Raw genomic sequence first — 21,895 nt, forward strand, 5'->3', positions numbered from 1 at the left:
AGAATGCATAACTGATGCCGCCTGGTCATCTTAACGGATGATCGGGCGGTATTTTTATCAGATTCAGGAGGAAAAGAAGATGAAAGAAAACAAATTAAGATATCATATTGACCATGATTTACCATTGTTATCCACCAGACTGTGGAGCACACAGCCTTTTTTCTGGGAGGCAATCGGCGCAACCGGAACATTTGACTATGTGGAGTTCGTAGCAGAGTATGCACCGTATGATTTTACAGACCTTCCGAATATGGCAAGAGCTGCCGAACTGAATGATATGGGTACCATGATCAAACTGGATTTCCAGAACAGAGGGTACGTGGCACAGAAAGCTGTACAGGCAGGATTCCAGAGTATTATGTTTGTAGACCACGTGAATCCGGATCAGGTAAGAGAGAGCGTAAGTCTTATAAAACCAAAAACTCCGGGAAGTATCGGCGAATTCGGATATCCGAATGGCCGCTATATCGGTGGACAGTCCCATATTCCGGTAGCAGATCATATTAAGAGATTGAATGATATCGTTCTCTGCTTTATGATCGAGAAAGAAGAGGCGGTGAATAATATCGAAGAGATCTGCTCCATTCCGGGAGTTGATATGATTCAGTTCGGACCGAATGACTATTGCATGAGCAAAGGCTGGAACAGAGCAGATCATGTGGCAGACTTTAAAGAAGCAGAGAGAAAATGTATCGAAGTTGCTCTTGCACATGGTGTTCGTCCGAGATGTGAGATCGTTACTCCGGCGGATGCAGAGTATTACGTTAAACTTGGTGTAAAAGATTTTTCACTGGGAGACCAGCTTGCAAAGATGAAAGCATTCTGGAACGGTGAAGGAAAAGAAATGCGTGCAATTGTAGATGATCTGAAATAAGACAGGTCGGCAGAACAGCCGGGAGCAGAAAAGCTCCCGGCTGTTTTTGGCCCTGACGAAGATTGCACATGTGAAAACGATAATTATTTAACAAATAGACATACAGTTCCGCGAAAAATAAAAGCCTTCATTTGACGAATTGTAAGATTGGAAATGCGAAAACAATGATTTTGACGAAATTTTGTAAAAAATCCATAAAAATAGGATAAAAAAGAAAAACAAATGAACAAAAGGCAGATAAAAACGATTTATGATAGGAAATACCGAAAATTGGATATTGAATGGAATAAAATAGGAAAATAATAGATAATAAAAATATCAAAAAGAACAAGTGAGTTGGCCATATTCACCAAAATAAAGGAAGGAACAATAATGAAAGAGAATAAACTGCGTTATCATCTTGAACATGATCTGCCGCTTCTGTCCACCAGACTGTGGAGCACACAGCCTTTTTTCTGGGAGGCAATTGGAGCAACTGGAAATTTCGACTATGTTGAGTTTGTAGCAGAGTATGCACCTTATGATTTCACAGATCTTCCCAACATGGCAAGAGCTGCTGAACTGAATGATATGGGCACCATGATTAAACTTGATTATCAGAACAGAGGCTTCGTAGCACAGAAAGCGATCCAGGCAGGATTCCAGAGTATTATGTTCGTAGACCACGTAAATCCGGATCAGGTAAGAGAAAGCGTAAACCTTGTAAAACCGAAGACAGCAGGAAGCACCGGTGTATTTGGATATCCGAATGGACGTTACATCGGCGGACAGTCCCATATCCCGCCGCTGGATCATGTAAAACGACTGAATGATATCGTGCTTTGCTTTATGATTGAGAAAGAGGAAGCAGTGAACAATATCGAAGAGATCTGCTCTATCCCGGGTGTTGATATGATCCAGTTTGGCCCCAATGACTACTGCATGAGTAAAGGATGGAACAGAGCTGATCATGTGGCTGACTTCAAAGAGGCTGAGAGAAAATGTATCGAAGTTGCTCTTGCACATGGTGTTCGTCCGAGATGTGAGATTGTCACTCCGGCAGATGCAGAGTATTACGTAAAACTCGGCGTAAAAGATTTCTCACTGGGAGACCAGCTTGCAAAGATGAAAGCATTCTGGAATGGTGAAGGAAAAGAAATGCGAGCAATCGTAGACGATCTGAAATAGAGGTGTAAAAAAATGGCACATAAAGTAATTATTCCGGAGGATATTACAGAACCGGGAAAAGAGTTCTTAAGATCTAAAGGTTACGAGGTTGTAGTAGTAGATGGCAATACATCAGAAGCATTTGAGAAGGAAGCAAAAGATGCAGATGCTTTACTTGCCAGAACTGCAAAATATCCAAAAGAGATTCTTGAGAAAATGCCGAATCTGAAGGTGATCGGAAGACACGGTGTAGGATTTGACAACATTGATATGGATTACTGTAATGAGAAGAAGATCTGGGTAACCATTACTCCGACTGCTAACTCAAATGCAGTTGCAGAGCACACGATTATGCTGGTACTTGCATGCGCAAGAAATCTGGTTTACCAGAACAGACAGCTTCTTCTTGGAAATGGCTGGAAGACAAGAAACAGCTGCAAGGGACAGGAAGTAGCAGGAAAGACTATCGGTATCGTAGGATGCGGACGTATCGGAAAACAGGTAGCTAAGAAAGCTGCACTTGGTCTGGATATGAAAGTAATCGGATATGATCCGGTGATTCCGGCAGATGTGAAACTTGAGAATATCGAAAGAGTAGCAACGATCGAAGAAATCTTTGAAAAAGCTGACTTTGTATCTCTTCATCTTCCAGAGACTCCGCAGACAAAGAAAATGATCAATAAGAGCCTGCTTTCTCTGATGAAACCGACTGCATGCCTGATCAACTGCGCAAGAGGCGGAATTGTAGACGAGGATGATCTTTATGAGGCACTTTCTGAACACAAGATCCATGGGGCTGGAGTCGATGTACTCACTCAGGAGCCATTTGATAAAGACAGCCGTCTGCTGAAGCTGGATAACATGATTGTAACGCCGCACGATGCAGCGTTAAATGTAGAAACTATGAATAAGATGGGTCTGGACGCAGCTCAGGGAATTTATGAGGTGTTTGAGGGACTGAAGCCGTCGTGGCCTGTCAGCAAATTCTAAGGTTTTAGAAGGGGGAAAATATGTTAGGAGTAATTGGTATTGTTGTTGCACTGGTAGTGCTCGTTGCATTGACGTTTAAAGGGTGGCATATGGGAGTTGTTGCAATTGCTTCCTCTTTGATCATTATTTTAACCAGCCAGATGGATATCTGGACAACTATCACGGAAAACTTTGCACCAAGTTTTACAAGTTTTGCAGGAAACTGGTTCCTGGTATTCTCGCTGGCAGCTATTTTTGGTAAAGTTATGGATCTGGGTGGAGCGTCCATGTCCATTGCGAGACATACAGTAAAGCTGCTCGGCAAAAAACAGATTGTTTTAATCGTACTTGTAGTATCCTTGATCCTGTCTTACGCAGGAATCGGAGTATTCGTTATTGCATTTACGATGTATCCGATCTGTCTGGCACTGTTTAAAGAGGCAGACATTCCGAAAAAAGTATTCCCAGGTCTGATGCTCGCAGTACCGGCAACTGTCTGCATGGTATTCCTTCCGGGTACTCCGTCCACTCAGAACCTGATTCCGGCAGAGTTCTTTGGAACCAGTATTTATGCAGCACCGGTAATTGGTATTATTTCCTCTATCGTTGTATTTATCCTTGACTACCTGTTCTATAGCTGGGTTGTTAAGAGATGTGCTGCAAGAGGTGAGCATTTTGTACCAGGCGAGAATGATACAATCCCGGATCTGAATGATGAATCTGTTTTGGCAGGTCTTCCGTCAGCAGGTGCAGCATTTGCTCCGATCGTAGTCCTGATTATTGCAATCTTTGTATTCCAGAAAGGTTTTGGTTATGCAGCTAACTACTCTGTATGTCTGGCTACTACCATTGCAATCATCCTTGGAATTATTCTTTACAGAGGAAAATTCAATGTCAAAGAAGTATGTACAGCAGGCATCACCAATGGTCTGAATGCACTGATGGTTACTTCCTGCATCATGGGATTTGGTGGTGTCGTAACCGCATCTCCTACCTATACTTCCTGTGTTAACTGGCTGATGAGCCTTGATATGAGCCCGATCATGCTGATGTTCCTTTCTATCAACGTAATCTGTATGATTACTGGTTCTTCTACAGGTGGTTTAAATATCTTCCTGAACTCCATGGGAGAGTACCTGATCACTACCGGAATCAATACTCAGATTCTTCATCGTCTGAGTGCTATTGCTTCTGCCGGACTTGACGCTATGCCGCATGCATCTGGCGTTGTACTTGCAAACTCTATTGCAAAGACAGATATGATTGATACATATAAATATACATTTATATCCCAGTGTATGATTCCAATTGTAGGTTTCTTTGTAGCATTGCTTCTTTATATGGTAGGCGTTTGCTAAAAATCAGGAGTGATTATCATATGAGGTGTCGGAAGTATCTGGCACCTCATATCTGGTGAAAGAATAAGGAGAATGTATGAAGCTTGATTTTGTAATTAAAAATGGACATGTAGTAGACCCGGCACAGAATATTGATCAGGTCATGGATATTGCTATTAAAGATAATCATATCGTTGCGTTTCCGGATGAATGGGAATGCGATAAAGTAGTAGATGCATCTGGATGTTATGTGTTTCCGGGATTGATTGATTTCCATGCTCACGTATATGGAAATGGTTCCAATTGCGCAGTACATGCAGACTATCTTCTTGCAACTGGTGTTACCTCCGCAGTAGATCCGGGAACTGCAGGAAGCAGTAACTTCAATTCTTTCTATGCAGGAACCGTACTGGCAAGCAAGGTAAGAATTAAGAGCTATATCTGTATGTATGGAAGCGGACAGATTGATTACAATATCATTGAGAAATTTGACCGCGCAGAGTATCGTCCGCAGGATATTAAGAAGATGGTGGAGCGGTATAAAGACAATATTCTTGGTGTCAAGATCCGTATGAGCAAAGGGGTAGCTACCGGTATCGATGCCATGGATGCAACTCGTGAATTGGCTGATGAACTGGGAATCGGTATCTGCGTTCATACCAGCAATCCGGTCACTCCGCTGAAACAGGTGGCTGACAGACTGAAAGCAGGTGATATTTACTGCCATTGCTATCATGGCTGGGGGGACGAGACCATTCTTGATGAGAACGGTAAAGTCAAAGATTTCATTCTGGATGCAAGAAAACGAGGCGTCCTCATGGATGCAGCAAATGGACGTATGAACTTCAGTATTGATGTATGCCGGAAATCACTGGAGCAGGGATTCTATCCGGATATCATTGCATCTGACTGGACCGGCGACAAATACAATATGTCAAATACTGCAAAGAATCTGCCGTTTGTCATGACGAAATACTTGGAACTTGGAATGCCGCTTAAAGAAGTTTTGAGATGCGTTACTGAGACACCGGCAAAAGTCATGAATATGGAAGGTAAGATCGGTACACTGAAACCGGGTGCATTTGCAGATGTAGCGATTTTCAAGATGATTGATAAAAAAGCAATCCACAAAGACTGCAAGAATGAAGTGTTTGAAACTCATAAACTGTTTGTTCCGCAAATGGTATTTGCAGATGGAGAACCGGCATTCTGCCAGGCAGATTTTGCATTAATGGATTAGATGTGGACGTATCCATGATTTTATAATACAATCAGACAAGTGGTAGCATGTGGACTGAGTGGAAGACGGGAGGGGGACTATCATGATAATTAAAGCATATCCGAGGACACATTATGAAGAATTTAAAAAATATGGTTATCGGATCATGCTCTTTGAACGACTGATTACCCATCTGACGGATTATCATTATCATGATTACTATGAATTGTCGATTGTATTGAGCTGTAAAAATGTAGTCTATCTGTGCAATGATACGGAATATCAGATCAAGGAAGGAGACATCGTCTTCAGCAATGTATTTGAACCGCATTGTTACCGGGAAGTAGGAACGGACGCCTATTGCGAACGCTTCAATCTGGGAATTGAATTTACCAGACTGATGCAGTTTTCCACAAAGGGGATCAATCTGTCTTCCATGTTTCAACAGTGTAATGCCAGCTATCCGATTATTCGGCTTCCATTTAAAAGTATGGTGAAATATTATGAGCTGATTGATGTCTATAAAAAGAAAGAACTCAAATACAGCAGTGAACTGGTGCAGCGTGGACTGGTACAGCTCTTCCTAGCATATATCTATGAAGATGCGCGTCCATATATTGAGGTTGATACGAAGAATTCAGAAAGTGTGCAGACTGTAACGGTTATTATTGAGTATATTCAGAAGCATCTGAGTGAAAACATTACACTGGCGGAGCTGGCAAAGGAGGCCAATTATAGTATCTCTTATATTTGTTCTGCATTCCGGAGCGTGATGAATAAAACGATTAATAACTACATCAAAGAGAAGAGGCTTGATCTGGCTGTGCAGTATCTGAAGGCAGATATTCCGATCACGGAAGCGGCAGAGCAGGCTGGATTCAATAATTACAGCTATTTTTACAAAACCTTTAAAAGCGTATACGGAATCAGTCCTGTAGAATACCGGAATCGGACTTTGCAGGAAAATGATGAAAGATAACCTTATATTAATTCCTCTGAAAAAACGCTGCGGGCCTGTACCGCAGCGCTTTTTGCATCATGCTTTCTTTTTTTTCGTAAGTGGACGGAACACCGTGATTCTTCCCAGAAAGCAGATAAACTGCATCATAATAATTCCTGCAAACACGCCGATGCTGTCGATTCCCACATCCTTTTTGGAAGGGCCGCGGCCGGCCACGAAGGACTGGTGATATTCATCCAATGCAGCAAATCCCACACAGATCATGCCGGCAAGGAGGGGAAGCCAGATTCCCCGGACACCGTACACATATAATGGAAAGGATACGGAGATGGCAAGCAGGAAATACTCTGTCATATGGGCCAGTTTGCGGACCGGATGATGAATTTCCTTGATATGCTGTTTGATTTCCGAAGAAGACCAGTGCAGATCAAAAGCGTCATTAGCAGTTTCGACGATGATTTCACTGACCTTGTAACTCAGATTCCCGGAAGTGGTGCCGTCCTGAGCGGAAAAGGAAAAGATGAGATACATCATGAGTAACGCCGGTACAAAGGAAAAAGGTTTTAACAGGGACCTTAAAAATGCTTTTATCATATAGAAATCTCCTTTAATTCAAAAACAAATTTGCCCTATCATAGCACCAAAGGAGAAAACTGTCCAGCAAATACGGTCGAATCCTAAAACTTTCACAGAAAATCAAGGAAAACCGCTTGACAAGCAAAAATCAATTTAATATAATAATCAAGCATGCGTATTTAGGTGTGCATGTTTCAGCAAGTCTGAAAAACAGCAGTCATCACAAACCATCAGGAGGTGAAAGGAATGCCAACATTCAACCAGTTAGTAAGAAAGGGTAGACAGACATCTGTTAAAAAGTCTACGGCACCGGCACTTCAGAAAGGATTTAACTCTCTGAAGAAGAGACCGATCGATGCATCTGCACCGCAGAAACGTGGTGTGTGCACCGCAGTTAAAACCGCAACCCCGAAGAAACCGAACTCAGCTCTTCGTAAGATCGCCAGAGTACGTCTTTCCAACGGAATTGAGGTAACAAGCTATATCCCGGGAGAGGGACACAACCTTCAGGAGCACAGCGTTGTTCTTATCCGTGGAGGTAGAGTAAAGGACCTTCCGGGTACCAGATATCACATTGTTCGTGGTACACTGGATACCGCTGGAGTAGCTAAGAGACGTCAGGCTCGTTCCAAATACGGAGCTAAGAGACCGAAAGACGCTAAAAAGTAATTTAAAAACAAAATCAAGTATCACAAACAGAACTATGATTGTTGGCGTCGCGTAAGCGCCGCCTTGTGCCAGGGTTCATCAAAAGGACCTATGACTGCGGGTTTGATATAGAGGAATACCGGGCACGGACACACGTAGAACGACACATGTGAGTACCTATGAATTAATCTTATCGGATTTATCCGGTAAACATGTATTAAGGAGGGAAGTAACGTGCCACGTAAAGGACATACTCAGAAAAGAGACGTACTGGCAGACCCGATGTACAATAACAAAGTGGTTACCAAACTGATCAACAACATCATGCTTGACGGTAAAAAAGGTGTAGCACAGAAAATTGTATACGGCGCATTTGCCAAAGTAGAAGCAAAGGCTGAGAAGCCGGCTCTGGAAGTATTTGAAGAGGCTATGAACAACATCATGCCGGTTCTGGAGGTAAAAGCAAGACGTATCGGTGGAGCTACTTATCAGGTACCGATCGAGGTAAGAGCTGATCGTCGTCAGGCATTAGCACTTCGCTGGCTCACCATGTTCTCCCGTAAAAGAGGCGAGAAGACCATGGAAGAGAGACTGGCAAACGAGATCATGGATGCAGCAAACAACACTGGTGCAGCTGTGAAGAGAAAAGAAGATATGCACAAAATGGCAGAGGCAAACAAGGCATTCGCTCATTACAGATTCTAATCTGGCTGCGCGACCTGATTTGCTCACTCGTATAAGGAGGAAAATCCATTGGCTGAAAGAGAATATCCATTGGAGAGAACCAGAAATATCGGAATTATGGCTCATATCGATGCTGGTAAAACCACACTGACCGAGCGTATTCTGTATTACACTGGTGTTAACTATAAGATTGGTGATACTCATGAAGGTACTGCAACCATGGACTGGATGGAGCAGGAGCAGGAGAGAGGTATTACCATCACATCTGCAGCTACAACCTGTCACTGGACTCTGCAGGATCACTGCAAGCCGAAGAAAGGTGCGCTTGAGCATCGTATCAACATCATCGATACCCCAGGCCACGTAGACTTCACCGTAGAGGTTGAGCGTTCCCTTCGTGTACTGGATGGCGCTGTCGGCGTATTCTGTGCAAAGGGTGGTGTAGAGCCGCAGTCTGAGAACGTATGGCGTCAGGCTGATACCTACAATGTACCGCGTATGGCATTCATCAACAAGATGGATATCCTGGGTGCAGATTTCTACAATGCAGTAGAGATGATCAAGACCCGTCTGGGTAAGAATGCAATCTGTCTGCAGCTGCCGATCGGAAAAGAGGATGATTTCAAGGGAATCATCGATCTGTTCGAGATGCAGGCTTACATCTATAATGATGATAAGGGTGATGACATCAGCATTACTGATATCCCGGATGATATGAAAGATGATGCGGAACTGTATCACACCGAGCTGGTAGAGAAGATCTGCGAGCTGGATGATGATCTGATGATGCAGTATCTTGATGGAGAGGAGCCGTCCGTTGAGGATCTGAAAGCTGTTCTTCGTAAAGCTACCTGTGAGTGTACCGCTGTTCCGGTATGCTGTGGTAGTGCATACAGAAACAAAGGTGTTCAGAAACTTCTGGACGCAATTCTTGAGTTTATGCCGGCTCCGACCGATATCCCGTCCATCAAAGGTGTGGATATGGAAGGAAATGAGGTTGTAAGACACTCTTCTGATGAAGAGCCGTTCTCTGCACTGGCATTCAAGATCATGGCTGACCCGTTCGTAGGTAAGCTGGCATTCTTCCGTGTGTACTCCGGAACCATGAATTCTGGTTCTTACGTGTACAACTCCACGAAAGATAAGAAAGAGCGTGTAGGACGTATCCTTCAGATGCACGCTAACAAGAGAGCAGAGCTTGACAAGGTTTACTCTGGAGATATCGCAGCAGCAGTTGGTTTCAAGGTAACTACTACCGGTGATACCATCTGTGACGAGCAGCATCCGGTAATCCTTGAGTCTATGGAGTTCCCGGAGCCGGTTATCGAGCTGGCTATCGAGCCGAAGACCAAAGCTGGCCAGGGCAAACTTGGCGAGTCTCTTGCAAAACTGGCAGAAGAGGACCCGACTTTCCGTGCACATACCAATCAGGAAACTGGTCAGACTATCATTGCTGGTATGGGTGAGCTTCATCTGGAGATCATCGTTGACCGTCTGCTTCGTGAGTTCAAGGTAGAGGCTAATGTAGGTGCACCGCAGGTCGCTTATAAAGAGACCATTACCAAACCGGCTGATGTAGACAGCAAATATGCAAAACAGTCTGGTGGACGTGGACAGTACGGACATTGTAAAGTTAAATTTGAGCCGATGGATGCTAACGCAGAGGAGACTTACAAGTTTGAGTCTACCGTAGTTGGTGGTGCTATTCCGAAGGAGTACATCCCGGCTGTAGGCGAAGGTATTGAAGAGGCTATGAAGTCTGGTATCCTTGGTGGATTCCCGGTAGTTGGTGTTCACGCTAACGTATACGACGGATCCTATCATGAGGTCGATTCTTCTGAGATGGCTTTCCATATCGCTGGTTCTCTTGCATTCAAAGAGGCTATGCAGAAAGCAGCTCCGGTTCTTCTTGAGCCGATCATGAAGGTTGAGGTAACTACTCCGGAAGATTACATGGGTGATGTTATCGGTGATATCAACTCCCGTCGTGGTCGTATCGAGGGTATGGAAGACATCGGCGGCGGTAAGATGATCAAAGGTTATGTTCCGCTGGCAGAGATGTTCGGATATGCTACCGACCTTCGTTCCAGAACTCAGGGACGTGGTAACTACTCCATGTTCTTCGAGAAATATGAGCCGGTACCGAAGAACGTTCAGGAGAAAGTTCTTGCTGCAAAGGCAAAATAATATACAAATAGGCTTGCAAAACAAGCCTATTTGAAATATAATCAAAATTAGCTGATTGCGTATTTAAACGTAGAAAAGTTGATCTATTCAAGGAGGAAAACAAAATGGCAAAAGCTAAGTTCGACAGAACTAAACCACATTGTAATATTGGTACCATCGGTCACGTAGACCATGGTAAAACTACTCTGACCGCAGCTATCACTGCAGTACTTGCAGCAAGAGTTCCGGGAAATGAGGCAACTGATTTCGCTAACATCGATAAAGCTCCGGAAGAGAGAGAGCGTGGAATCACTATCTCTACTGCACATGTAGAGTATCAGACCGCTAAAAGACATTACGCACACGTTGACTGCCCAGGCCATGCTGACTATGTAAAGAACATGATCACTGGTGCTGCACAGATGGACGGCGCTATCCTTGTAGTAGCTGCTACTGATGGTGTTATGGCTCAGACTAAAGAGCACATCCTTCTGTCCCGTCAGGTAGGTGTACCGTACATCGTTGTATTCCTGAACAAATGTGATATGGTTGATGACGAAGAGCTGATCGAGCTGGTTGAGATGGAAGTTACCGAGCAGCTTGAGGAGTACGGATTCAATGATTGCCCGATCATCAAAGGTTCCGCTCTGAAAGCCCTTGAGGATCCGATGGGACCGTGGGGAGACAAGATCATGGAGCTTATGGATACCGTTGATTCTTATATCCCGGATCCGCAGCGTGCAACTGACAAACCGTTCCTGATGCCGGTTGAGGACGTATTCACCATTACTGGTCGTGGTACTGTTGCTACTGGTAGAGTAGAGCGTGGTGTTCTTCATCTGAACGACGAGGTTGAAATCGTTGGTGTTAAAGAGGAGACCCGTAAAACTGTTGTAACTGGTATCGAGATGTTCCGTAAACTTCTTGATGAGGCTCAGGCTGGTGATAACATCGGTTGTCTGCTTCGTGGTATCCAGAGAACTGATATCGTTCGTGGACAGGTTGTTGCTAAACCGGGCAGCGTTACCTGCCATACCAAATTCACCGCTCAGGTTTACGTTCTGACCAAAGATGAGGGTGGACGTCATACTCCGTTCTTCAACAACTATCGTCCGCAGTTCTACTTCAGAACAACTGACGTTACTGGTGTTTGCGAGCTGCCGGCTGGTACCGAGATGTGCATGCCTGGTGACAACGTAGAGATGACCATCGAGCTGATCCATCCGATCGCTATGGAGCAGGGTCTTACTTTCGCTATCCGTGAGGGTGGTAGAACTGTAGGATCAGGTCGTGTTGCTACAATCATCGAGTAATCACTGATTAATATATATTGAGTACCGCAAGGTACATGTGTCCAAACGTAAGATACCCCGGAACCGTAAGGTTTCCGGGGTTTTTCTGTAAAAAAATTTTACATGTTATGGACTTGACCGAATCCATCACCTGGATTAAAATAAAATAGAAGTAAGATTTGGAGGTGAAATTTATGGACAGTTGCGATAGTACAGGTCGAAGTATTATCTTCGGTGGCAGACAGAAAAGATACACCAGGCAGCATTCCATAGATTTCAAGTAAGCTGGCGGTTTCTTTTCTGCCGCTTCTTTTTGAGCCACCGTATGTAATTCCGACACTTCGCAGTGAGCAACTGGAGGTACGCTTTTGGATGACATAAGCGGTGGATTTTTTATGCCCTTTTTTGGGCGGGAGAAGGAGGCAGCAGAAGATGGAAACAACAAGAAAACCAAATTATGTAGAAGAATTGCTGGAAATTTTCCGCAGTCCGCTGAGTGCGGAAGAACTGCGGGATCAGATTTCCGATTACCATGAAAGTGATATTGCAGATGCCTTTGAACAGTTATCCGTAGAGGAACGGAAAAAGCTGTATCCGCTTCTGGGGGCGGAATGGGTTGCAGAGATCTTCAGTTATATTGAAGACCCCGACGAATATCTGCAGGAACTGAATCTGGATCAGGCGGCAAAAGTCCTGTCCTTCATGGACTCTGACGATGCAGTAGATGTTCTGGACGAATTGGATGACAGCACCCAGGAAAAACTGGTTGGCATGCTGGATGAAGAGTCTAGTCATGACATCAAGATGATCCAGTCTTATGAGGATGATGAAGTCGGAAGTCTTATGACCACGAACTTCGTTGTCATTCATGATACCCTTACGATTCGACAGGCTATGCGGGAACTGATTCGGCAGGCCGGTGAGAATGACAATATTTCAACCGTATATGTAATTGATAAAGATAATCGGTTCTATGGAGCAATCGATCTGAAAGATCTGATCATTGCCAGAGAAGGAACGTTACTGGATGATATCGTCAGTACTTCCTATCCGTATGTGACGGATCATGAAAAAATCGATGACTGCATCGAGCAGATTAAGGATTACGCTGAGGATTCCATTCCGGTACTGACCGGGGAAAAAGAGCTGATCGGAGTTATTACTTCCCAGGATCTGGTGGAAGTAGTAGATGATGCCATGGGCGAGGATTATGCAAAGCTGGCAGGTTTGACGGCAGAGGAGGATTTGGAAGAAACCACCAAAGAAAGTATGAAAAAGAGACTTCCCTGGCTGATGATTCTTCTGATACTTGGCCTTGGCGTATCTTCCGTGGTTGGCATCTTTGAGACGGTAGTAGCCGTGATTCCGGTGGTCATGTGTTTCCAGTCCCTGATTCTTGATATGGCGGGAAATGTGGGAACCCAGTCCCTGGCTGTTACCATTCGTGTTCTGGTAGATGAAAATCTGACCGGAAAACAGAAAGTCCATCTGGTCATCAAAGAGATGAGAGTGGGTCTGTTAAATGGGCTGTTTCTTGGAACACTTGCGTTTATTTTTATCGGACTGTATGTATGGATTTTCAAGCAGAATCCGGCACCACATGCATTTGTCATCTCCGGTTGTGTAGGACTGGCACTGATGATTGCCATGGTCATTTCCAGTCTGGTGGGAACCTTGATTCCGATGTTCTTCCATAAGATTAATGTAGACCCGGCCGTTGCATCCGGTCCGTTGATTACAACTGTTAACGACCTGGTGGCAGTAGTGACTTACTATGGTCTGGTATGGATTTTATTGATTCATGTGCTTCACCTAGTCGGATAAAGGAGAGAAAGCATGATCGTTAGAAAACACATTATTTTTCGTGGAAGAGTCCAAGGGGTTGGATTTCGGTATCATTCCACATATAAGGCGGAAAATCTCGGCCTCACAGGCTGGGTGAGAAACTGCTATGATGGAAGTGTGGAGATGGAAGTGCAGGGAGATCCGAATAAGATCAATGATCTGATTCTTTATCTGCAGGCACAGCGTTTTATACAGATTCAGGAAATGGATGAGAAAAAAATCCCCCTTCAGGAGGAGGAAACTGCATTTCGGGAACGTTGGTAAAAAGGAAAATGGGAGAACATCATGAGTGTAAATTATCATGCGGCCCAGAGCCGGGGCGTGCTTTTTGAAAATCATGAAAAAGTAAGTGAACAGTGGAGGCAGGAGTTCAGTCAGTATGACCCTGCCCGGATTAAGAATACTCTTCATCTGGAAACAGATGAGGAGTATCTGTATTTACAATACTTTTCCAGCCTCTATCGGCTTTGCCTGAAAAATGGAGTTCTGGAAAAGAAATCAGATGAAACATGGAGTGATCAGCTGTATTTTAACGAAGCGATGGCAATCTATCACTTTCTGTATTATACAAAAGATATGCCGGTGATTTCCGGAAGCTGGGTGCCAAGCCAGACGGTAGATGGGGTGGTATCCCGAAGGCCTACGGCCGATCCGCTTCTGGATCCTTTTGCCCGGAAATATTCCGGAAAACTGGAAGAACTCCGAACGGCCTGCGAACAGGCAGACGGCACGAAGCTGGACATTGGAGATGTGGGCTATGAATTCGAAGCATTTCCGCAGGTGCACCTTCGCCTGATTTTCTGGGAAGCAGAGGAAGATTTCCCAGCTCAGGCACAGATTCTGGTGGACCGCTGCGTAACGGATTTTATTCATTATGAGACGATCGGTTGTCTTATTGCGGATTTGCTGGATCGTTTAGATTAAGAAAATCTTTAGAAAACTTCATACACTTCCGATACATTTTTGCGGTAGAATAAGCCCATAAGATGTGACGAACGGAGGAGAACTGCTGTGAGCAAGCGACGAATGAGCCGGAGACGGCGTAAGAAAATGATCAGGATATTTATGATCCGATGTGGAATGCTCACGGTGGTTCTCCTCTTCTTATTTGGACTGATCTGGGGAGGTACTTTTCTGTGGAATCGGCTGACGACAGACGGAGAAGAGCAGACGTTTGCCGGGGCCAGCGTCATTGAGCAGCCGGAGACTTTTCCGAAAGGAAAGCCGCGGATTATGATTGATGCAGGACATGGAGGAAAAGATCAGGGTACCAGTTCCGGAAATGTACTTGAAAAGGATCTGAATCTGCAAGTGGCAGAAAAATTAGCGAAGGAGCTGAAAAAGAGAGGTGCTTCGGTTCTCCTCACACGGACAGATGATACGAAGATTCCTCTGGAAGAGCGGGCCGCCATGGCAAATGAAAAAGAGGCAGATCTTTTCGTGAGCATTCACTGCAACTACTGCGAGGATGACAGCAGTGTACAGGGTCTGGAGTGTTATTACAGGGAAGGAAGTGACGAGGCACAGAAGCTGGCAGAAAACGTTGTGACAGCAGTGGAGGAATCTTCTATGATTTCCTGTCGGGGAACCAGAACGGCTGATTTCAGTGTTCTTCGGAATACCTCCATGACAGCGGTGCTGGTGGAGATCGGTTATCTTTCCAATTCCAGTGAACGTCAGAATCTGGGCAGTAAAGACTATCAGCAGGAGTTAATTGACCGTCTGGCGGACGGCATTTTAATGGAAAACGGAGAAACTTCTTAAGTTTTTTGGCGTTCTTTCTGCAAATGTAGTATAATAGCGTTACGAGTGCAGGGAGGACAGCAAGATGAGAAAAAAAGTATGGATGGCACTGGCTGAATGTGTAATATTAGGACTGAGCGGATGTGGCAGTACAGCATCAGATACAGCACAAGAAGTACAGGACAGTGCTGCAGAAGATACAGAAGAAGAGGCATCAGAGAAAACATCCTGGTATGGAACCAGGGTGGTAACGGAGACGAAGGCAGCAGAAGTCAGTGCGCTGTCGGAAGAGGAGATTTCAGGGAAGGTCGGCAATACCGTAACCTATGAAGCTAATACGGTACAGATCAATGAGGAACAGCTGGAAATCGAAGGTTATGAGACTATGCAGGATGTCTATACACCAGACTCTATAAAAGAAGACTATAAAGCAGATCTCTCTGACTGGGAAGATGGAGTGGAGAATATTTCCTTCGGAGAAGTGATAAGCAGTGAAGATCAGGATTTTTTTGGTGATACCTTTTTTGTGACTGACACCGGAGAACTGTGGATCTATCAGGAAGGTGTCTTTTTCCGCACCGAAAAGGCAGAATAGAGAGAAAGGAAACCGTAGATTTGAAGAATTATACAGGAACTTATACACCGAGTTTTCCTATATCCGCACGCCCTATGGGGGAAATTGCCGGATATCCGGTAAGACCCGGTTATTTTGAAGATTTTGGAGCAACACTCCTCCCGGTGGGGGTGAATTTTACCGTGCATACCCATCATGGGACATCCTGTGAACTGCTGCTGTTCCATAAAGGAGAAGAAGAACCTTACGCAGTGCTTCCGTTTCCGGCATCCTATAAGATTGGAGATGTCTATTCCATGATTGTCTTCGGCCTGAATATTGAGGAATTCGAATATGCCTACCGGGTGGACGGGCCCAGCAATCCGCGGGAAGGTCTTTTGTTTGACCGGAAAAAGATTTTGCTGGATCCTTATGCAAGAGCAGTCGTCGGAAAGCATGCCTGGGGAGAGAAGCTGGAAGGTAACTACCGTGCCAGAGTGGTAAAGGATACCTTTGACTGGGGTGAGATGCCGCAGTCTACCAGAAATATGAGCGATTTGGTGATCTATGAGCTTCATGTTCGCGGCTTTACAGAAGATCCTTCCTCTGGTGTGAAGCATCGTGGAACCTTCTCCGGGCTGCAGGAAAAAATTCCGTATCTGAAAGAACTGGGTATCAATGCAGTAGAACTGATGCCGATCTTTGCCTTTGACGAGGAAATCAATGCCAGGGAAGTAAACGGAACAAAGCTTCTGGAGTATTGGGGTTATAATACGGTAGGTTTTTTTGCGCCCAATGCGGCCTATGCATCATCCGAGGAATATAATAAGGAAGGACTGGAACTGAAAAAACTGATCCGTGCACTTCATGATAATGGCATTGAAGTGATTCTGGATGTGGTATTTAACCATACGGCGGAAGGAAATGAGCAGGGACCATCCTTCTGTTTCAAAGGGTTTGACAATAATATTTACTATATGCTGACACCTGATGGCAATTATTATAATTTCAGCGGCTGCGGAAACACGCTGAACTGTAATCATCCCATCGTCCAGCAGATGATTCTGGAATGTCTCCGGTATTGGACGGTTACTTACCGCGTGGATGGATTCCGGTTTGATCTGGCAAGTATTCTGGGAAGAAATGAAGATGGTTCCCCCCTTGACAACCCGCCGCTGCTCAGAAATCTGGCATCGGATCCGATCCTGAGCAGGGTCAAACTGATCGCCGAGGCATGGGATGCAGGCGGCATGTATCAGGTGGGAAGTTTCCCGGCCAGCCGCAGATGGGCAGAATGGAATGGCCGTTACCGGGATGTGCTGCGGGCTTACCTCAAAGGAGAACGGTGGGAATCCTGGAGTGCGGCATGGAGTATCAGCGGTTCCGGTGACATATACGGGGGGTATGGGGATGACTATACCGGTAATTATGCAGGGTATAATTCCTGCGTCAATTTCTTTACCTGCCATGACGGTTTTACATTGTATGATCTGTATGCTTATAATAACAAGCATAATGAGGCCAACGGCTGGAACAATCTGGATGGACACAGTGACAACCGCAGCTGGAACTGCGGAGCAGAAGGGGAGACCAGCGATCCGGAAGTGCTGAAACTTCGGTTTCGTATGATTCGAAATGCCTGTGCAGTGCTCATGTGCAGCCGTGGAACCCCCATGTTTCTGGCAGGAGATGAATTTGGAAATACTCAGTATGGAAATAATAACGGCTACTGTCAGGATAACGAAATTTCCTGGCTGAACTGGAACGATCTTGAGAAAAATCGGGGACTGTTTGAATTTTTCAAATATATGATTGCATTCCGTCAGGAACACCGGGTAATCCGGGAAAAATTGCCGGATGCAGTCTGCGGCATGGATCCTATCCACACCCATGATACAGATGCGGAGCGGACAGATATTGCAAGAGACGCCATGACTTTCTGCGTCAGCTTTGCAGGCTATGATCTGGACAAGGGAAAAGATGATTTGGTCTATATCGCAGTCAATACCTACTGGGAGGATGTACGGATTACTTTACCGAAGGTATATGGAAGAGTTGCCTGGCATATGAATGTGAATACCTGGGGAAATGGAGAAGGAAAATATACCTGGTCAGATGAAGAGGCACCATTTATCCAGCATGATTTTATCATGAAGCCAAGATCAGTGGTGGTATTTACAGGACGCGTATAAAAGGGCAGACAGAAACAAGAACTGGCGGAAATTGACCGGATTTCGAAGCTCCACTGGTATTGGAAGTGAATAAAATTAATTTTATACATGAAAAATATTGCAAAATCCGAAAAATAGTACTAAAATCTAACCGTTGGTGTTGTACTATAAAAACTGAGGAGATTGATTAACATGAGCTACGTTGATGAAGTACTCGCAAGAGTCAAAGAGAAAAACGCATCTGAACCGGAATTCCTGCAGGCTGTAGAGGAAGTACTGGAGACCTTGAGACCGGTAATCGAAGCCAATGAAGAGAAGTATAAGAAAGAAGCTCTTCTTGAGCGTCTGGTTGAGCCGGATCGTCAGATCAAATTCCGTGTACCGTGGATCGATGACAAGGGACAGGTTCAGGTAAATACCGGATATCGTGTACAGTTTAATAATGCCATTGGACCGTACAAGGGAGGTCTTCGTCTTCATCCGTCTGTAAACATCGGAATCATCAAATTCCTGGGATTTGAGCAGACCCTCAAAAACTCTCTGACCGGACTTCCGATCGGTGGTGGTAAAGGTGGATCCGACTTTGACCCGAAGGGAAAATCTGACAGAGAGGTTATGGCATTCTGCCAGAGCTTCATCACAGAGTTATATAAATACATCGGAGCTGATGTGGATGTACCGGCTGGAGATATCGGAACCGGCGCAAGAGAGATCGGCTACATGTACGGACAGTATAAGAGAATTACCGGACGTTACGAAGGCGTTCTGACAGGAAAAGGACTGACCTTTGGAGGATCTCTGGCTCGTACAGAGGCAACCGGTTACGGACTTCTCTATATCACCCGTGAGCTGATGAAATGCCATGGTATGGATATAAAAGATAAAGTCTGCTGTGTATCCGGTTCCGGAAACGTAGCAATCTATGCGACTGAGAAAGCTCAGCAGATGGGTGCAAAAGTTGTTACCGTATCTGATTCTACCGGTTGGGTATATGATCCGGAGGGAATTGATCTTGCACTTCTGAAAGAAGTAAAAGAGGTTAAACGTGCACGTCTGACCGAGTATGCAGCTGCAAGACCGAGCGCTCAGTATCATGAGGGACGCGGAGTATGGCAGATCAAATGTGATATCGCTCTTCCGTGTGCAACTCAGAACGAGCTGCTTCTGGAAGATGCAAAACAGCTCGTTGCAAACGGCTGTACTGCAGTATGCGAGGGCGCTAACATGCCGACTACTCTGGAAGCAACTAAATATCTGCAGGACAATGGAGTACTGTTCATCTGCGGTAAAGCTTCCAATGCAGGTGGAGTTGCTACTTCTGCACTTGAGATGTCTCAGAACAGCGAGCGTATGAGCTGGACCTTCGAAGAGGTAGATGCAAAACTTGAGCAGATCATGATCAACATCTATCATAACATTGATGATGCAGCAAAACGTTACGGTATGGAAGGCAACTATGTAGCAGGCGCTAACATTGCAGGTTTCGAGAAAGTTGCAAATGCGATGATCGCACAGGGAATCTTTTAATGGATTTATAAAAAAGCTAACAAAATACCGCAGACCGGAAAAATCCGATCTGCGGTATTTTTATATATTAAGATTGTATTTTTTCAGTTTGCGCCAGAGTGTGCTTCGGTCAATGCCGAGAAGTCTGGCAGCTTTGGTCTGGTTGCCATTACATTCCTTCAACGCATCCTGAATGGCCTGCGCTTCGCTGCTGGCACGGGAGGGCGTGACCGGAGCTGCGGGAGCGTCAAAGAAGGCATTATGGTCATCGGAATCAATATCTTCCGGATAAAGTGCCATGGTAAGCTCATCAGCAGTAATTGCATCCGGGAAATTATGAAGTACACTGACACGTTCTGCAACATTTCTGAGCTCCCGGACATTTCCTGGAAACGGAGTAAAAAGAAGCAGTTCCTGTGCTTCCGGAGTAAGCGGTGGAAGTTCTTCTACATTGTCCGGCAGATAATGTCGGAGCAGGCTGGAGAAGATCAGCAGGACATCTTTTTCACGGCGGCGGAGCGGCGGAAGAAAGACTCGCAGCACATCCAGCCGGTATAGAAGATCCTGACGGAAACGGCCTTCCACGATCAACTTCTTCAGATTCTGATTGGTTGCACAGATAATACGGACGTCGATGGAGATCACTTTGTCGTCACCGATTCGCCGCACCTCACGTTCCTGCAAAACACGGAGAAGTTTGCTCTGTACATTGATGGATACTTCGGAAATCTCGTCAAGGAAAAGCGTGCCGCCGTGGGCCAGCTCGAAAAGTCCGATTTTACCTCCTTTATTTGTACCGGTAAACGCACCCTGGACATAAACGAAAAGTTCACTTTCCAGAAGATTTTCCGGAAGTGCGGCACAGTTGATTGCCACAAAGGGTCCGTCCTTTCGCTTACTGCAGTTATGGATACTCTGAGCGAAAAGTTCTTTTCCGGTACCGCTTTCTCCGAGCAGCATTATATTGGAAGAGGTCTCTGCAAAACGGCGGGCTTTTTCAATCGTGGTGTTCATGATATCACTGTTATGGATAATATCACGGAAAGTATATTTTGCCCGAAGTCCTTTATCACTTAAGTTTTTACGGATCGTGGCTTCCTGCTTCTGAATCTGCGTGATGTCCTGGAAAGAGATGAGAACGCCATCTACTTTTTCACGGATCAGAATCGGAATATACTCTATGGAGATAGTCTGGTCATAGAGCTGCTGAATTTCGTTGGACACTGCTTTTCCGGTGGAGAGAACTTCGCGATAGGTGGCATCCATAAAAGGAAGCATCTGCTGAAGTGACCGGGTTTTCAATGTTTTCTTCCGAGTCAAGGAAACCGCCTGCTGGTTTTCGATAATAATACGTTCCTGATTATCCACATACAGAATCGCATTGGTCGAAGACCGGATGACGGTTTTATATATTTCGTTTCGAAACTGCTGCATGGAAGACGCTTCGATAATACGGATTGCGTCATCTAGTACCTGGGTAATGGCTTCTTCACCGGCGCGGACAAAAAATCCGGGGATATCCTTATCCTGAGCAGCAAGGAATGCGGAGTATCCGCCGACAATGGCATCACATCCATGGTCAATCGCATCCTGTACGCACTGCTCCACACCCATATAGGTGCTGGTTGTGGAAATGTAAATCGGAATATTTAAAACATCCGTAAGACTGTTCAGACTTTCAAATTCATTGCCTCGTCCAACGCATCCGATTTTACGCGGCGTCGGAGTGAGGGTATCTCTGCAGTCAATAATGGCATGCAGGATATCAAGTGTCGTGATCGGAAGTGGAAGGATGGGAACATTCTGCTTCTGTGAAAGTGTGACTGCGGTGTAGCCGCGGGCAATGATCAGATCGTAGCCGCTGGAGATGACCTGATCGACTTTATCCACAGTCATCAGCTGAATGGTGGCATCAATGGCATCTTTATATTTTGGAATATCAAGAATCTTACAGGTTTTATCCACAAGTTCCGGGTATGGTACGATAATTAATACATGAATCATATAAGCACCTCACTGATGTTGCAGTTGCAATGTTGCAATTATAGTTATCATACAACAATAAAATAGCGGATGCAATGGGAAAAAGATGGAAAATAGGTGGGGGTTGAGTTATAATAATGACAGGTCAGACGAAACCTAGTAAAATCAAGGGTTTCCGTGATGCTGATTTAGTCCTACTACTTGTGCTAAATGCTTCAAATA

General features: G+C 45.0%; 19 protein-coding genes. 17 read left to right on the plus strand and 2 right to left on the minus strand.

Translation table 11 applies throughout. From position 1 onward, the window contains the following. Positions 1-79 precede the first annotated feature (79 nt). The 6 genes from LKD36_RS09315 to LKD36_RS09340 all read left to right on the plus strand — a co-directional run bounded on the left by LKD36_RS09315 (position 80) and on the right by LKD36_RS09340 (position 6,524). Positions 80-874 carry an aldolase/citrate lyase family protein gene (locus LKD36_RS09315; protein WP_308459463.1) on the plus strand — a complete coding sequence of 265 codons (795 nt, stop codon included), beginning with the start codon at positions 80-82 and terminating at the stop codon, positions 872-874. 372 nt (positions 875-1,246) lie between these two features. After that, positions 1,247-2,041, plus strand: coding sequence for an HpcH/HpaI aldolase family protein (locus tag LKD36_RS09320; protein ID WP_118770742.1), 795 nt, complete (start codon positions 1,247-1,249; stop codon positions 2,039-2,041). A gap of 12 nt (positions 2,042-2,053) precedes the next feature. Beyond that, entirely contained in the window at positions 2,054-3,010 is a 957-nt protein-coding gene (locus LKD36_RS09325; RefSeq protein WP_118770741.1) for a hydroxyacid dehydrogenase, read from the plus strand. 20 nt (positions 3,011-3,030) lie between these two features. Beyond that, positions 3,031-4,347 (plus strand): GntP family permease, encoded by a 1,317-nt coding sequence (locus LKD36_RS09330; protein WP_118770740.1) that lies wholly within the window; start codon positions 3,031-3,033, stop codon positions 4,345-4,347. 76 nt (positions 4,348-4,423) lie between these two features. Continuing rightward, the gene (locus tag LKD36_RS09335) at positions 4,424-5,566 is read left to right on the plus strand and encodes an amidohydrolase family protein (RefSeq protein WP_308459464.1); all 1,143 of its coding nucleotides are present in this window, start codon (positions 4,424-4,426) and stop codon (positions 5,564-5,566) included. Positions 5,567-5,648: 82 nt separating this feature from the next. Beyond that, a complete protein-coding gene (locus tag LKD36_RS09340) occupies positions 5,649-6,524 on the plus strand; it encodes an AraC family transcriptional regulator (protein ID WP_118770738.1) in 876 nt (291 codons plus the stop codon). Positions 6,525-6,581: 57 nt separating this feature from the next. On the opposite strand, the gene LKD36_RS09345 is transcribed toward LKD36_RS09340, so the two are convergent. Continuing rightward, complete coding sequence (locus tag LKD36_RS09345) at positions 6,582-7,100, minus strand: VanZ family protein (RefSeq protein WP_308459465.1); 519 nt, start codon at positions 7,098-7,100, stop codon at positions 6,582-6,584. Between the two features lie 228 nt (positions 7,101-7,328). Between LKD36_RS09345 and rpsL the strand changes: the two genes are divergently transcribed. The 11 genes from rpsL (at position 7,329) to gdhA (ending at position 19,711) form a co-directional block, all read left to right on the plus strand. Further along, complete coding sequence (rpsL, locus tag LKD36_RS09350) at positions 7,329-7,751, plus strand: 30S ribosomal protein S12 (RefSeq protein ID WP_117499839.1); 423 nt, start codon at positions 7,329-7,331, stop codon at positions 7,749-7,751. Positions 7,752-7,964: 213 nt separating this feature from the next. Then, on the plus strand, positions 7,965-8,435 hold the full coding sequence (gene rpsG / locus LKD36_RS09355) for a 30S ribosomal protein S7 (protein WP_308459466.1): 471 nt from the start codon (positions 7,965-7,967) through the stop codon (positions 8,433-8,435). 48 nt (positions 8,436-8,483) lie between these two features. Further along, complete coding sequence (gene fusA / locus LKD36_RS09360; protein WP_118511623.1) at positions 8,484-10,601, plus strand: elongation factor G; 2,118 nt, start codon at positions 8,484-8,486, stop codon at positions 10,599-10,601. 104 nt (positions 10,602-10,705) lie between these two features. After that, positions 10,706-11,893 carry an elongation factor Tu gene (gene tuf, locus LKD36_RS09365; RefSeq protein WP_118770735.1) on the plus strand — a complete coding sequence of 396 codons (1,188 nt, stop codon included), beginning with the start codon at positions 10,706-10,708 and terminating at the stop codon, positions 11,891-11,893. 411 nt (positions 11,894-12,304) lie between these two features. After that, the gene (gene mgtE, locus LKD36_RS09370; protein WP_308459467.1) at positions 12,305-13,696 is read left to right on the plus strand and encodes a magnesium transporter; all 1,392 of its coding nucleotides are present in this window, start codon (positions 12,305-12,307) and stop codon (positions 13,694-13,696) included. A 12-nt stretch (positions 13,697-13,708) separates the two neighbouring features. Further along, positions 13,709-13,981 (plus strand): acylphosphatase, encoded by a 273-nt coding sequence (locus LKD36_RS09375; RefSeq protein ID WP_308459468.1) that lies wholly within the window; start codon positions 13,709-13,711, stop codon positions 13,979-13,981. A 21-nt stretch (positions 13,982-14,002) separates the two neighbouring features. Continuing rightward, complete coding sequence (locus LKD36_RS09380; protein ID WP_118770732.1) at positions 14,003-14,641, plus strand: DUF3786 domain-containing protein; 639 nt, start codon at positions 14,003-14,005, stop codon at positions 14,639-14,641. An 87-nt stretch (positions 14,642-14,728) separates the two neighbouring features. Further along, the gene (locus LKD36_RS09385) at positions 14,729-15,481 is read left to right on the plus strand and encodes an N-acetylmuramoyl-L-alanine amidase family protein (RefSeq protein WP_308459469.1); all 753 of its coding nucleotides are present in this window, start codon (positions 14,729-14,731) and stop codon (positions 15,479-15,481) included. A 64-nt stretch (positions 15,482-15,545) separates the two neighbouring features. Continuing rightward, on the plus strand, positions 15,546-16,055 hold the full coding sequence (locus tag LKD36_RS09390; protein ID WP_308459470.1) for a hypothetical protein: 510 nt from the start codon (positions 15,546-15,548) through the stop codon (positions 16,053-16,055). Between the two features lie 74 nt (positions 16,056-16,129). Then, positions 16,130-18,205, plus strand: a complete 2,076-nt coding sequence (locus LKD36_RS09395) for a glycogen debranching protein (RefSeq protein ID WP_308459498.1) — start codon at positions 16,130-16,132, stop codon at positions 18,203-18,205. A 171-nt stretch (positions 18,206-18,376) separates the two neighbouring features. Then, a complete protein-coding gene (gene gdhA / locus LKD36_RS09400; protein ID WP_308459471.1) occupies positions 18,377-19,711 on the plus strand; it encodes an NADP-specific glutamate dehydrogenase in 1,335 nt (444 codons plus the stop codon). Positions 19,712-19,771: 60 nt separating this feature from the next. Here the strand turns inward: gdhA and LKD36_RS09405 are convergent, their stop codons facing one another. Then, positions 19,772-21,694: a sigma 54-interacting transcriptional regulator gene (locus LKD36_RS09405; RefSeq protein WP_308459472.1), complete on the minus strand. Its 1,923-nt coding sequence runs from the start codon at positions 21,692-21,694 to the stop codon at positions 19,772-19,774. Positions 21,695-21,895 lie beyond the last annotated feature (201 nt).

The organism is Hominiventricola filiformis (genome assembly GCF_020686965.1).
GTDB lineage: Bacteria > Bacillota > Clostridia > Lachnospirales > Lachnospiraceae > Hominiventricola > Hominiventricola filiformis.

Bases quoted from the DNA above. Each gene is read 5' to 3' on its own strand.
- LKD36_RS09315 (WP_308459463.1), top strand. From the start codon at position 80: ATGAAAGAAAACAAATTAAGATATCATATTGACCATGATTTACCATTG.
- LKD36_RS09320 (WP_118770742.1), top strand. From the start codon at position 1,247: ATGAAAGAGAATAAACTGCGTTATCATCTTGAACATGATCTGCCGCTT.
- LKD36_RS09325 (WP_118770741.1), top strand. From the start codon at position 2,054: ATGGCACATAAAGTAATTATTCCGGAGGATATTACAGAACCGGGAAAA.
- LKD36_RS09330 (WP_118770740.1), top strand. From the start codon at position 3,031: ATGTTAGGAGTAATTGGTATTGTTGTTGCACTGGTAGTGCTCGTTGCA.
- LKD36_RS09335 (WP_308459464.1), top strand. From the start codon at position 4,424: ATGAAGCTTGATTTTGTAATTAAAAATGGACATGTAGTAGACCCGGCA.
- LKD36_RS09340 (WP_118770738.1), top strand. From the start codon at position 5,649: ATGATAATTAAAGCATATCCGAGGACACATTATGAAGAATTTAAAAAA.
- LKD36_RS09345 (WP_308459465.1), bottom strand. From the start codon at position 7,100: ATGATAAAAGCATTTTTAAGGTCCCTGTTAAAACCTTTTTCCTTTGTA.
- rpsL (WP_117499839.1), top strand. From the start codon at position 7,329: ATGCCAACATTCAACCAGTTAGTAAGAAAGGGTAGACAGACATCTGTT.
- tuf (WP_118770735.1), top strand. From the start codon at position 10,706: ATGGCAAAAGCTAAGTTCGACAGAACTAAACCACATTGTAATATTGGT.
- mgtE (WP_308459467.1), top strand. From the start codon at position 12,305: ATGGAAACAACAAGAAAACCAAATTATGTAGAAGAATTGCTGGAAATT.
- LKD36_RS09375 (WP_308459468.1), top strand. From the start codon at position 13,709: ATGATCGTTAGAAAACACATTATTTTTCGTGGAAGAGTCCAAGGGGTT.
- LKD36_RS09380 (WP_118770732.1), top strand. From the start codon at position 14,003: ATGAGTGTAAATTATCATGCGGCCCAGAGCCGGGGCGTGCTTTTTGAA.
- LKD36_RS09390 (WP_308459470.1), top strand. From the start codon at position 15,546: ATGAGAAAAAAAGTATGGATGGCACTGGCTGAATGTGTAATATTAGGA.
- LKD36_RS09395 (WP_308459498.1), top strand. From the start codon at position 16,130: ATGGGGGAAATTGCCGGATATCCGGTAAGACCCGGTTATTTTGAAGAT.
- gdhA (WP_308459471.1), top strand. From the start codon at position 18,377: ATGAGCTACGTTGATGAAGTACTCGCAAGAGTCAAAGAGAAAAACGCA.
- LKD36_RS09405 (WP_308459472.1), bottom strand. From the start codon at position 21,694: ATGATTCATGTATTAATTATCGTACCATACCCGGAACTTGTGGATAAA.